Consider the following 12,835-nt stretch of genomic DNA (forward strand, 5'->3'; position numbering starts at 1 on the left):
CCACGGGCGCCACGAAGATCAACCAGCCACGTTCAAGGCCCGGTTGATCAGCCCCGTGATCAGTTGCTGAACCTCGGAGCTCGTCACCACCTTGAACAGGATGGCCGCGAAGGCGCAGGCGGCGATCGTGCCGACCGCGTATTCGGCGGTGGACATGCCCCGGTCGCGGTGCGGACCGGTGGTCAGCGACGCCCAGCGGGCCCGCAACCACCACAGCCGGTCATCCCCGGTGCGGCCGGTGCTCACTCGACCCATCGTTTCCTCCTGGAAAGTCTCAGCCAGGCCCAGCGCCCGGCGTCGGTCCGGCCAGGGTTTCCCAGGTGCCGACGACCTCGTCGACCCGAACCGCGTTCTGGGGAGAACTTCCGGTTGTCCACAGCCACCGATCGGCCGATCCGACCTCACCGCCATGGTGCGATCCGACCTCACCGCCACAGTGGACGATTTCAGACCGCCGGTCGGACGACGAACACCATTCCCCTCCGGCTCCGGATCGCGAGTCGGACCGTGATCTCAGCTCCTCGGCCGCGTCGATCCGTCGCGGATCCCGGACCGACGACGGACAGGCCGATCAAATCGCGTCATCATGCTTGATCACATTCCGTTTGACATGACTCATGGGATCCCAGTAACTTCAAAGGGTTGCAGTCTTAGTTTCCTCGTACGTTTGCTCTGTCTGAAGCGCCCGCGGGAAGTTCCCTGACAGCGGGCTTTTTTGCTTCTCCGGATATTTCGGCGGACGCAATATGCGGTCCGTATGCAGCCCTGTGTTATCGACTTGATGACGCGGTGAGGCTCCCCTTAATAGGAGAAGCAGTTGACTGAAGGCACCGTGAAATGGTTCAACGCCGAAAAGGGCTTCGGATTCATCGCCCCCGACGACGGTAGTGCAGACGTGTTCGTGCACTTCTCGGCGATTACCACCGGTGGCTACCGCAGCCTGGAGGAGAACCAGCGCGTCGTGTTCGAGACGACGCGTGGCCCCAAGGGCCCGCAGGCCGAGCAGGTCACCGCGCTGTAAGCAACGCACCGACTTCTGATCCGGGCTTTCACCGTTCCAATCGGTGGGAGCCCGGATTCATTTCGGTGGGAGCTCGGTTCCTTTTCCGGACGACCTCAACATGGTTTGAAAAACGGCGAAACCGGTGGGATCGACCTGTACGTGCTGAACATTCTGGAGTTATCAAGACGATGGCTCCAGAGAATCGGCCGCGCAACCCGCCCACAACCAGACTCACGGCCGGGTCCATCACCTGGCTCACCGACCGGCCCGGAGCAGACGAAGCGCGTCCGGCGAGCTCGCCCGCGATCACACCGACGGACGTCGCCGGGTGGCCGAGATCTGCATGACGATGAACAGGAACGATGTTGTGGGGGACATGCCAGACAACGGAAGCTGATTACTCACAGCTACTTTGCCCCTGATGACGCCGATCCGAGTGGAGGGCCCGAATCGGGTCATGGCCCGCGTGGAGAGGATCGGCGAGATTCTCACCGGTTGTTCACCCAACCGGCTCGATGCCCTCTCCGACCGCTTCGCCCATGCGTCCGCCACCTGCAGGAGGCCGCCGACAGGCCGCGACCCATCTGCGGTCCATCGACTCTGCGGCCATCGACGGCACTGCCTGGCACCGACCAGCCATGAGAGACCCCTGCCCGCCTCCCCGCCGTCGCTTGAAAAATCTTTGATCGCTTATCCACAGGGCGACATTTCCCTGTGGATAACGTGGAGTCAACCAGGAAAGCCCTGTGGATAACTCAGGGAAGCAGCACCTCTCCGGCGAGACCGGCCACGACGGGGATGATTCCGAGAAAGACGAAGGCCGGCAAGAAGCAGAGGCCCAGCGGGGCGACAGCCTGAACCCCCACCCGCTGAGCAGCCGCCGACGATGCGGCGCGAGCGGCCTGGCGGGAGTCATCGGCCAGTCTGGTGAGAACATCGGCCACCGGGGCTCCGCTGAGCGCGGCCCGGCTCATCGTGCGTGCCAGGGGAGCGAGTGAGCGTTCGGATGCGAGAACCTGCCAGGCGCTCTCCGGCGCGGCGCCCAGTCTCAGCTGTCCGTTCACCCAGGCCAACCGGTCGCCGAGTGGCCCGCCGATCGCCTCCACCGTGACACCGATGGCCCCGCTGATCGGCTGTCCCGCACGCAGGCAGGCGACCATGAGATCGGCTGCCAGCGGCAAATCCGCCATCACCCGAGCACGTTGCCGCCGAAGCTCGGGCGACTCCCGCCTTCGCACGATCACCAACACGACCCCGAACCCGATTGCCCCCACGATGGCTCCAGGCGTTCCGCCGACGGCCAGATACGCCATCAGTCCGGCGGCGAACGCCACCATTGCCTCTCTCCGGCTCGGCCGCCGCCTTCCAGCGGAGTCGTGGCCCGCCGCATGTGGGGAGAACACCGTATGCGGAGAAAAACGCGGAGAGAACGAAGGCGCTTCCGCACTCGTCCGTACCCCCTCAGGTGACCATGCTCCTTGAAGTGCGGGTGACCGTTCTCCCTGAAGCTCGGAGGGGCCGAAGCGCCCTTCTGAAGATGACGGTCCCGAAGCCGACGATCGTCGCCGGGCTCTGCGGATCCGGGCGGCAGGATCGCCAGGTGCGGCCCACAGCCACCCGGCGACTCCGGCGAGCATCACGGTGAGCAGCATGATCATTTTCTTCACTCCTCGCTTCTCGTTCTTTCCCGCCGCGCCCTTCGGCCTCGGTCAGGTCTCCTCCGCACGGGTGACCAGGCGGTGGGTCCACCACAGGCCGCAGGCGTCGAGTGCGAGGCCCAGGATCAGGCAGCCCGCCCCTGCCGGGCTGCCGAGCAGGAAGTGCAGCGGTCGCATGCCGAGCCCAGCCGCCATCAGCAGGCCCAGCACCGGCAGCCCCGCCAGGAGACGGGCGGTGGCGCGAGGACCGGCCAGTTGGGCGGCGACGTCCTGGCGGTGGACCTGAGCCTCCCTGAGCGAATCGGCTACGCGGTCGACGAGAACGGCCAGGCCCGCCCCTGCGGTCATGCTCACCCTCCAGCAGGCGGCCAACCGGCGGAAGGCCTCACCGCCGCGCTCCGGGGCCACGGCGAGTAAGGCGGCGGGGACGTCACCACCGTCCCTCGCTGCCGCGATCAGCGGGCGCAGCACCACCGGATCGGGAAACTCCACGGCGGGCACTGCCCGTACGAGTGCCTCACCGGCCGTCCGGCCGGCCGCCAGTTCGGCCGAGAACGCCTGACACAGCTCGATCGACGCGGTCCGCCAAGCCCGCATGCGTTTGGAAGGCCGGGAGCGGCCGGTGAACCTCTCACGTAGAGAACGCGATTCACCCAAGCGGTGATGCCGTGTCCGCATCCATCGCAACCGGGCCGTACCGGGATCGGGGCCCGTCCACAGCCACACCGCCAGAGCGGCTAGGACCAGGGCCATCATCGTCACGACGACACCCCCGACGTGTCAGAGGCATGGTCGCCCTCCGCAGCGGAGCCCCCCGCGTCGGAGTCGTACAGCGACCGGCGAGTCGCCGGGAATCCCTCCGGCCGCTCATGACGACGCTCCTGCCGAGCGGATTCATACGGCTTACGGACGGGACCGGGCGGCCCAGGGTCATACGCCCTGCGGACGGGACCGGACGGCGCAGACTCCTTGAGACCGGACGACCCGGGCTCCCACGTCCTGCGGACGGGACCGGGCGGCGCGGACTCATACGGTCTGCGGGTGGGGTCGGGCGCGGTGAGAATGCCGGGTGCGCGGGCCGCGAGGGCGGGGAGGCCCGGGCCGGAGATCACCTGGCCATCAGGGGAGAAGGTGAGGGCCGGCTCCGCGTCAACGAAGCCTGAGGGACGGCGGATCATCATGCAGATCTCGGCCACCCGGCGACGTCCGTCGGTGTGATCGCGGGCGAGGTGGATGACGACGTCCAGGGCCGCGGCGATCTGGCTGTGGACCGCCTCCCGGCTGAGACCGGCGGCGCAGGCGAGTGCCTCCAGCCGGGGTGGAACGTCTGCGGCGGTGTTGGCATGCAAGCCCTGTTAACTGAACTAATGATGGAGTTTTTCCAGTTCAGAGGCATATTTCCCTGATCTCTGTTAGCGTCCCGCCTCATGATCGACCAAAGTCCCGATCGGGATCTGGCGTCATTAATGGTGCGGATTGTGGGACGGCTCGTTGCAACGGGTGATCCGTGGGAGCCGTTCCAGTTGCTGGACCGCGGCGGCGCGGTCGTCGAGCCGGTGGCGGCGTTCCTGCGCGAGCTGCAGGCGCAAGACCTGTCGGAGTCGACGCTGCGCTCCTACGGCAATGATCTGCTGCTGTGGTGGCGGTGGCTAGCGGCGGTCGAAGTGCCGTGGAACCAGGTGACGCCGGCCGAGGGGCGGGACTTCGCGCGGTGGATGCAGATCGCGGACAAGCCGACCCGGACGCACTGGCGTCACCGTGACGGCAGCCCTGACGGTGCTGATAGACGTGGGCGGGGCTCGGCGACATCGCGGGCCGGGGAGGTGAATCCGCAGACGGGCAAGGCCCAGCCCGGCACGAAGTTCGCGCCGTCGTCGAGGGCGCATGCCGAGACGGTGCTGCGCCGGTTCTATGACTTCCAGCTCGAGGCCGGGACGGGTCCGATCGTGAACCCGTTCCCGCTGGACCGGTTGCGGCGCGCGGGCCGCGCGAACGCCCATCACAATCCGATGGAGCCGTTCCGGCGCGAGCGGGTCGGCCGCTACCGGCCGAAACTGCCAGCCCGGATCCCCAAGCGGGTCCCCGACGACCAGTTCAACAAGATCTTCGCCGGGCTGAAGTATCACCGCGACCGCGCCCTGGTGGCGTTCTGGGTCTCGACCGGCGCCCGGGCCGAGGAACTGCTCGACTCCTTCCAAGACGATGTCGACCCGGGCGAGCAGGTCATCAGCGTGACTCGCAAGGGGAGCCGGGCGACGCAACTGCTGCCGGCCTCGCCAGATGCGTTCGTGTGGTTGCGGCTCTACCAGGAGGAGATCTGGCGCAAGGGCGCTGCCCGCGGCCGCCGTCAGCCGCTCTGGGTCACGCTCCGGCGGCCCTTCCGGCCACTGACCTACCCCGCCGCCCGCGCGATGTTCGCTCGCGCGCAGGAACTGCTGGGCTCGAACTGGACCATCCACGACCTCCGGCACAGCGCGGCCTGGCGGATGAGCCAGGACCCGAACATGCCGATCAGCGATGTTCAGTGGATCCTCGGCCACGCGAGCTTGAGCACCACGCAGCTCTACATCACCCCCAGCCAGGACGAAGTGATCGCCCACGCCCTCGCCCACCACGACCGCAGAAGACAGCAGAAGCCCGTCTCGGTCACGCCTCCGGCCGTCAGCTACAACCCTCGCTCTCTGGACATCCTCTTCGGACGGGACACATGACAACCCAGAGCAACGCCTCACGCCAGCGACTCGTGAGGGCTGGATCTTTCGCCTCGTCCCTGAGCGGTGAGTCGGTCAAGCAGCTTCGGGTGAAGTTCCCCGCCAGGCAGCCGCCGGCGGTCTGGACGGCGACCACGCACTCCGAACGGCAGATCCTCGAGGATCTGAATCACCATCCTGGTCGGGCCACTGGCACCACGCACGACCAGCGGAAACGCGGAGTGCGGAAGCTGCTGCTCTGGCTCAAGGACTTCCCCGGCGAAACATGGCAGCAGCGTTGGTACGCGACACCCGCCCACTCGCTCGGAGGGAAGTGGGATGAAGAAGCCCTTGCTTGGCTTGTCGACCATGACCCGACCGTCCAGAAGAGAGGAGCCTTGAAGGCTGGGTTCCTCTGGCTGGTCTGCGCGGATGTTCTGCGCCCGGACGTGGAGTGGCTCTCGACGATCATTCGGTCCCGCCACTGGCGGAACCCGATGGCCACCTACCGAGATCCAGAAGGATTCGCTCAACTGCACGCTGCTGCTGATCGTCAGGGAGTCGACGACAAGCGCAAGCACCAGGCTCTCATCCAGATCACCACCATCATGGCCGCCAAGGGCGGCAAGGTGGCTGATATCACTGTTGGTGACTGCCTAGAGCTACGCGAGGTCGAGTCTCGCACTCGCAACCAATTGGGCGCAGGCCGGGGATATTTTTATGATCTTCTGCAGCAGCTGGAGTTTTTCCCCGCAGACGCGCCGCCCACGCTCCGGCAGTTGACCATGCGCTCAGGCCAGGTGAGCCCGGGACAACTGGTGGACCGCTACGCCCTGGAGTGCGGACCCGTTCGCGACCTGATCGTCGACTACTTGGCCGAGCGCCAACCGGCTCTCGACTACAACACCCTGGAACAACTCTCGCGACATCTGGCACTGCACTTTTGGAAGAACATCGAAACCCACTACCCGGGCGCCAGTTCCCTCCGGCTGCCCTCCGACGTCATCGCAGCGTGGAAGTCCAGGCTGCAGGTCAAGACCCGCCGCGAACGACAGCCTGACGGCAGTGTTCGCGAGGTCACCACCCCGCGGAGCAGCTACATCGACCTGTTGACCAACGCCCGGGGGCTTTACCTCGATATCGCCCAGTGGGCGACGGAAGATCCTGCCCGTTGGGGGCCATGGGCAGCGCCCTGCCCCATCACCGCAGCGGAGATCTCCGGCAGAAAGCGCAACGCGAGACGCAAGGCGCGCATGGACCAGCGCACCCGAGAGCGACTGCCCACCATCGCCGCCTTGGTCCAGGTCGCCCACCAGCAGCGAGTGGACGCACAGGCACGCCTGACCGCACTGCGCAACGCAGCTCCCGGTGAGACCTTCACCGTCCTGGGCGAGGTCTTCGTCAAGGCGGTCGGAGAACCCAGCCGGGCCGTCGGCAGCGACTTCGCCTACGACTCTGCCGGGCGACTTCGGCAACTCGCGCGGGCCGAGAACCGGGCCTTCTGGGCCTGGGCATCAGTCGAAGTCCTGCGTCATACCGGTCTCCGCGCCGAGGAGATGCTGGAGATCAGCCACCAGAGCATCACCCAATATGTCGTCCCCGACACCGGTGAACTCATTCCCCTGCTCCACATCGCCCCCTCGAAAACCGATCAGGAACGCCTTTTGGTCGTCGACCTCGAACTCGCCGACGTCCTGGCGACGGTCGTCTCCCGGGTTCGTGGTGACGCAGGCGTCGTTCCATTGGTCTCCACCTATGACGTCCACGAGAAGACCTGGAACCCCCCGATGCCGATCTTGTTCCAATCGCGAGCAGGAGGACAAAACCATCCTCTCGGCCAGAGCGCGATCCGCCGGGTTCTCGACGAGTTGCTGCTGGCGGCCGGCTTCACCGACGCCGGGGGGCAGCCCTTGCAGTTCCAGCCCCATGACTTCCGGAGGATTTTCACGACTGAGGCGATCTTGAATGGGATGCCGCCTCACATCGTCCAGTTGATCTTGGGGCACAAGTCGATCGATACGACCATGGGGTATCACACGGTCTATCCCCAAGAGGTGATCAACGGGCACCGGGCCTTCATCGCCCGACGACGGGCGATGCGCCCCAGCGAGGAATACCGCACCCCCACCGACCAGGAATGGGAGGAGTTCCTCGGCCACTTCGAGCGCCGGAAGATGGCTTTGGGCGATTGTGGCCGCGCCTACGGCACAAGCTGCCAACATGAGCACAGTTGCATCAGATGTCCGCTTTTGCGAGTCGACCCAGCTGAACGGCCCCGCATGGAGGAGATCCGAGACAACATGATCGCCCGGATCGCCGAAGCCGAACACCAAGGATGGCTCGGCGAAGTCGAAAGGCTGCAAGTCAGCCGGGCCGCAGCCGAAGGCAAACTCGCCCAGCTCGACGAGCGGGCCCGCCGCGCGACCACGATCAACCTCGGCATGCCGTCCTTCCCGGAGATCGCCGGGCGAACCGCCACGCTGCCCGGCCGTCGACCATGATCCTGTCCCAGTCCGGGAGCTCAGCCCTGATCCGCGTCTGGAGTGACGAGCAAGACCTCGGTCCCGGCGCATCGCCGATCCCCCTGAGTTGCAGCCCGCGGTGAACGCCTCCGGGCGTTCCATGCCCGTCCCCATAGGGCTTTGTTGACTATTGTGGCCTTCCTGCCAGGCCGCTGGCGGGCAGAAGGGAAGCGGACATGGCCTTGAATTTCGATGCCAGAAAGGCCCCACGCAACCATGCTGAGCTCGAAAAGCTCGTGCAGGCAGTGCGGCAGGCCAGCAAGGCAGACGAGACGATCTGGTTGGAGTGGAAGTCCGAACTGGACTTGAACCCGGCCGACAAAGGAGACAAAAGCGGCAGAGCACATGTCGCCAGGGCGATCATTGGGTTCGCCAACCGGATGCCGGAAGACGCCGCTCGCTTCGCCGAAGGCTACGGCTTCCTCTTGGCGGGAGTAAGCCACGACAGCATGGCCGGCGTTCGCCAGCACGACATCACCGAGCTGGTTCGCTGGATCCGCCCCTATGTCGGCGAGACCATCAACTGGCAGCCGACCTACGTCGAAGGCAACGGGGACAACGGGCCGGTGAGCATTTTGGTCGTCACCGTCGACCCACCCCGCTGGGGCGACCCCATCCACTGCATGCGCAAGGAAGCTCCATCGCCGACCAGAGACAAGAACATCCCCGAAGCGGCGATCTTCACCCGTCGAGCTGATGGCACGACCGCCCGGGTCAACGCCAAAGAGCTCGACTTGCTCAGCCAGCGGCTACTGCGTCATTCCCCCAGCATGGAGCTGGCGCTGGAAGTCGGCAGCGGCGTTGCGACCCCGATTTCCTACCCAGATTCCGATGTCGCTAGGTTGCTTGGAGCTCTGGAGGAGCTAGCTCTGAGCTCTTTGAACGAGCACCTGGCGAACAGGGGCAAGCCGCGTAGTTACGTTGTGATGGAGATTCCAGAGGAACGAACGCCGGAGGAGTATCGGCAAGAGGTCAAGCGCTATCTCGAAAAATGCCAAGCCAAGATCAGCGAAGCAGTGGACGAGACCGCCGCCATCTTCCTAGCCCCGATCGTGTTGCGACTGACCAACCCGACGGAAGCTCCTCTTACCGGCGTCCAGGTTGTCCTCAACATCCCAGGCGATGTCCGTGCCCTGGAGCCAGAGGAGGCGGCCCCCTACGCCAGCAACGACAGGTTCCCCAGAGCCTTGCCAAAGCCGCCCGTTACCTTCGGCCCGACCTTTGGTCACAACTTCCAGAACACCTTCATGTCTCCCCCTGACCTTATGGGCCTTCGATCACTCCGCAACGGGCCTCCGGTCCGGATCGACAACTCCGGCTCGACGACGGTCTACTTCCCCTCCGTGGACATCCACGCAGGCCGTCATGCAGACCTAGCTCCTTTCGTCCTGATAGGCACCGCTGGCAGCGATGAAGGCATCACAGCGCAGTGGTCCGCAACCTCCTCGAACATGAACGGTTCCTTGGCCGGCGAACTGCACATCCCCCAGGCAGAGCCGATGTCTTTCCTTGAGCTGTTTACTGCTCAACCAAGTGACAGCGACGACGAAGACGAGTAGCCCCTGCCCCGGGAGCCACCGCCTCGGGGCAACTCGAACTTCGTCGTAGTTCAGAGAAGCCTCGTTAGCGGCGAAGGAGCATAGCGAGGGCCCTCTCCCGTTCGGGCCTGGTGGCTGCCTGGGCCTGCTTGAACGCCTCAGACTCCTTGTCCTTCCACCATCCGGGCTGCTGCGTTGCGCTGCGTTCGACGCAGAACGGCAACCTTCGCACCAGGGCGTCATCGGCCGTCAGGCAGGACACCCGCCGCTCGCCGGGCCTACTGTGATCTTCACCCCTGACCTCACGCGGATACAGGCCCATTAACACCGCCTGACCGGCCTCGGCGACATAATGACTCGCCTTGCGAGCAGCGTTCATCTCCGAACTCGTGGGCTTGCGTCCCAGGACCTCGGCGACGACGTCCCGCACGATGATGGTTGATTCGGAGCTGAGCCGGGTCAGGAAAAGCTCGCGCCAGAACGCCGTTCCTCGATTCACCTGGGGATGTTCCCAGTTACGCGCTAGATCAACTCAGCATCTTGCCCACAACTGAATCAGCCGACTGAAACCGTTGACCTTAGTTCAGAGAAGGTGCCGCAGCCGCCCTCGTGGCCGGTGTTCAGCGCGGCGAGCAGATCGACCACTTCCGCTCCTCTGACCTCACCGACGACAAGGCGATCTGGGCGCATGCGCAGGGCCTGGCGGACCAGATCACGCAGACCGACGCCGCCGGCTCCCTCCAGATTGGCCGGGCGGGACTCCAGACGGACGACATGGGGATGCAGCGGTCTCAGCTCGGCGGAGTCTTCGACCAGCAACAGCCGATCGCCGGGATCGGCCAGGGACAGCAGCGCCGACAGCAGGGTCGTCTTTCCCGTGCCGGTGCCGCCGGTGACCAGGAAGGCGAGCCTTGACTCGACCATCGCGGTGAGCACGGGAACGCTGTCGGCTCTGATCGTGCCCGCTTCGACGAGGTCGGGGAGGGTGAAGGTGCGACGGGGCGGGAGCCGCAGGGACAGGCAGGTGCCGCCGGGAGACACGGGCGGGAGGACCGCGTGAAGCCGGACGCCCCCGGCGAGGCGGGCGTCGACGTAGGGACAGGCGTCGTCGAGACGCCTTCCCGCGGCCGAGGCGAGGCGCTGGGCGAGCCGCCTGAGCGCGTCTTCTCCAGGGAAGACGACCGAGGTCAGACGCAGGCCGTGGCCGTCGTCGACCCACACCTCGCGTGGGCCGTTCACCAGCACGTCGGTGACCTCGGCCTCGGCCAGCAGCGGCTCCAGCGGACCGGCGCCGATCAGGTCGGCACACAGGACACGGGCCACCGCCAGGATCTCCGCGTCGCCGAGCACCGCCCGCTCGGCGCGGAGCGCGACCGCGACGTGTGCGGCGCTGGGCTCGATTCCGGTCCGGGCCAGCCGCACCCGGACCGCTTCCACCAGCTCGGGTGAGACCGCGGCGGGCTCCGCGCGTTTCACGTGGAACCTCCGAACAACGAATGCAGGAACGAGGCGCAGAACCGGCCCAGAGAGCTTCGGCGGCTGAGCGGGGGGAAGTCTCCGCGGTTGAGGGCCGCGGCAAGCCGGGGCTGATCGGGGAGGCTTCCCGCGTACGGCATGCCCAGGGAGGTCGTCACCACGTCGTCGTCCAGGACACCGTTGCGCACGACGACCCGCACCTCACCGGTGTGCCTGCGCAGCCCGGTGAGCACCTGAGCGGCCGCGAGCACACCGCGTACGTCGGCGGTGACGACGAGGAGGGTGGTGGTGGCCCTGCCGAGAGCCTCCACCGCGGCCTGATCGGGGTGGCGCGGCAGGTCGACGACCACCAGGTCGAAGCCTCGCTGCCCCGCTTCGATCACCGAGCGCATCGCCTCGGCGGGGATGGCCTCGACCTCGCCGCGGTGGAAGGACAGCAGCGTCAACCCGGCGAAGGAGGGCAGTGCCGCCTGGAGCGCGGTGAAGCTGACCCTGCCCTCACGGGCGACCAGATCGGACCAGCGGGCTCCGTCCACCTCTTCCTGCCCCAGAAGGACGTCCAGGCCGCCGCCGAGCGGGTCGGCGTCGATGAGGAGGGTGCGGAGGCGCTGCCGCGAGGCCGCCAGCGCCAGCGAGGTGGCGAGGACGCTGGCTCCGGCTCCGCCGCGTCCACCGGCGACGCAGACCACGTGTCCGGCCCTCGTCGGCGGCTCCACGACGTCGGCGAACTCGTCGACCAGCTGCCGCTCGGCCGAGGGCAGCTCCAGCACCGTCTGCGCGCCGACGGCGACACACTTACGCCAGGTGTCCGGGTCTTCGGAGGTGTGAGTGACCAGGATGACCCGGTGGCGGGGCGGCGGGCCTGTGGCGGCCAGCGCGTCGGCCAGGTCGCTGCCGACCACGACCAGAGGGGCGCGATTCCAGTAGGGCCGGGCATGTGCGGGCACATGAGCGACGTCGAGCTCGGCTCCGGCGGCCGCGGCCACGCGGAGCAGATCATCAAGCAGATCGTGGTCTTCGGTGATGACCAGAGGGCGGTCCAACGGTGCCTCCCTGAAGTGCGGGAACCCCACCTTCCGGGATGGCCCGTTCCCGCCGGGACACCGAATGCCGCACTGTGGACAACCGGGCCCAGGGTCCGCCTCGCCTGTGGACAACCACTCGGCGAAGTGCCGGCAGGTCGTCTCGGAGAGAGCCGTGGGACGCGTCGCCCGGTCGACGCCTCGTGGCGTATCGAGGAGATCCAAACCGATGACCACGACCAGGAGGCCCTTGAGTCGGTGGCCGTGTCCGAGGAGGCTCAGAAGTGCCCGCGGAAGCGCGAATGATCAAGGTCGGCCACGCCTGTTCGCCGGCGAAAGACGTCCATGAGTCCGTGGGCGCGACCGCGGCCCGGGAGCGACGCCGGGAAAGAGGATGCCGCCGGTGCGGGTGTGAACAGGGTGACCAAAAAGTGGCGACCCCCGCCGGGGGGGAGAGCGGGGGTCGCCAACCGGTCCGGCTCTGGGGGGGTAGAGCCGGTCCCGTTTCAGAAGAAAGCTTTCAACAGCAACCAGAGCCTGACAAGAGGATTGCAATACCAACCCATGCGCAGTTACTCCGGTTTGGGGAGATACACCCTCATGCTGCCCGATCCACTTGAGTTTCGTCGAGGAGTAACCTCCACTTTTCGCTGGTTTTTTTTAATGTATCGGTCCAGACCCCGAACATCGTCCGACCGAAACCCGTTCCCGATAGGCCGGGACATGATCACACAGAGTGATCGGAGCCGGAGTGCAGATCCGGCCGGCGAAGGACTTCAGCGCCGGATTCGAGGCATCTCTCATCACATAAGGGATGTTTAGTTCATTAATACCCCTGATCCGTAAAGGTCTTGGTTCCAGGGGTTCCCATCAGCCGGGATTCGTCGTACAAAGGTTTTACGGACCAGTTGTCCGGGCACGGCCGC

Annotated in this window: 10 protein-coding genes and 1 pseudogene; 4 read left to right on the top strand and 7 right to left on the bottom strand. The window is 66.2% G+C overall.

Going from position 1 to position 12,835, the window contains the following annotated elements:
* Window positions 1-18: 18 nt before the first annotated feature.
* A complete protein-coding gene (locus J2853_RS32195; protein WP_307564468.1) occupies window positions 19-255 on the bottom strand; it encodes a DUF4244 domain-containing protein in 237 nt (78 codons plus the stop codon).
* Between the two features lie 562 nt (window positions 256-817).
* On the opposite strand from J2853_RS32195, the gene J2853_RS32200 reads away from it, so the two are divergent.
* Window positions 818-1,021 (top strand): cold-shock protein, encoded by a 204-nt coding sequence (locus J2853_RS32200; RefSeq protein WP_089208975.1) that lies wholly within the window; start codon window positions 818-820, stop codon window positions 1,019-1,021.
* A gap of 737 nt (window positions 1,022-1,758) precedes the next feature.
* Here J2853_RS32200 and J2853_RS32205 read toward each other — a convergent pair.
* The 3 genes from J2853_RS32205 to J2853_RS32215 all read right to left on the bottom strand — a co-directional run bounded on the left by J2853_RS32205 (window position 1,759) and on the right by J2853_RS32215 (window position 4,010).
* On the bottom strand, window positions 1,759-2,340 hold the full coding sequence (locus tag J2853_RS32205) for a type II secretion system F family protein (RefSeq protein ID WP_307564469.1): 582 nt from the start codon (window positions 2,338-2,340) through the stop codon (window positions 1,759-1,761).
* A 372-nt stretch (window positions 2,341-2,712) separates the two neighbouring features.
* A complete protein-coding gene (locus tag J2853_RS32210; protein WP_307568903.1) occupies window positions 2,713-3,417 on the bottom strand; it encodes a type II secretion system F family protein in 705 nt (234 codons plus the stop codon).
* Between the two features lie 2 nt (window positions 3,418-3,419).
* A complete protein-coding gene (locus J2853_RS32215; RefSeq protein WP_307564470.1) occupies window positions 3,420-4,010 on the bottom strand; it encodes a P-loop NTPase family protein in 591 nt (196 codons plus the stop codon).
* A 129-nt stretch (window positions 4,011-4,139) separates the two neighbouring features.
* On the opposite strand from J2853_RS32215, the gene J2853_RS32220 reads away from it, so the two are divergent.
* From J2853_RS32220 to J2853_RS32230, 3 genes are all read left to right on the top strand, one after another.
* The gene (locus J2853_RS32220; protein ID WP_307564471.1) at window positions 4,140-5,372 is read left to right on the top strand and encodes a tyrosine-type recombinase/integrase; all 1,233 of its coding nucleotides are present in this window, start codon (window positions 4,140-4,142) and stop codon (window positions 5,370-5,372) included.
* A gap of 89 nt (window positions 5,373-5,461) precedes the next feature.
* Complete coding sequence (locus J2853_RS32225) at window positions 5,462-7,852, top strand: tyrosine-type recombinase/integrase (RefSeq protein ID WP_307564472.1); 2,391 nt, start codon at window positions 5,462-5,464, stop codon at window positions 7,850-7,852.
* Between the two features lie 197 nt (window positions 7,853-8,049).
* Window positions 8,050-9,432 carry a hypothetical protein gene (locus J2853_RS32230; RefSeq protein ID WP_307564473.1) on the top strand — a complete coding sequence of 461 codons (1,383 nt, stop codon included), beginning with the start codon at window positions 8,050-8,052 and terminating at the stop codon, window positions 9,430-9,432.
* A 64-nt stretch (window positions 9,433-9,496) separates the two neighbouring features.
* Here J2853_RS32230 and J2853_RS32235 read toward each other — a convergent pair whose 3' ends face one another.
* The 3 genes and pseudogenes from J2853_RS32235 to ssd all read right to left on the bottom strand — a co-directional run bounded on the left by J2853_RS32235 (window position 9,497) and on the right by ssd (window position 11,930).
* The gene (locus J2853_RS32235; protein ID WP_307564474.1) at window positions 9,497-9,910 is read right to left on the bottom strand and encodes a hypothetical protein; all 414 of its coding nucleotides are present in this window, start codon (window positions 9,908-9,910) and stop codon (window positions 9,497-9,499) included.
* Window positions 9,911-10,002: 92 nt separating this feature from the next.
* Window positions 10,003-10,887 (bottom strand): annotated as a pseudogene (locus J2853_RS32240) (TadA family conjugal transfer-associated ATPase); the annotation flags it as partial.
* Entirely contained in the window at window positions 10,884-11,930 is a 1,047-nt protein-coding gene (gene ssd, locus J2853_RS32245; RefSeq protein WP_307564475.1) for a septum site-determining protein Ssd, read from the bottom strand. The pseudogene J2853_RS32240 and the gene ssd, both read right to left, overlap by 4 nt.
* Between the last annotated feature and the right edge of the window lie 905 nt (window positions 11,931-12,835).

It is taken from the genome of Streptosporangium lutulentum (assembly GCF_030811455.1).
Taxonomy (GTDB): Bacteria; Actinomycetota; Actinomycetes; order Streptosporangiales; family Streptosporangiaceae; genus Streptosporangium; species Streptosporangium lutulentum.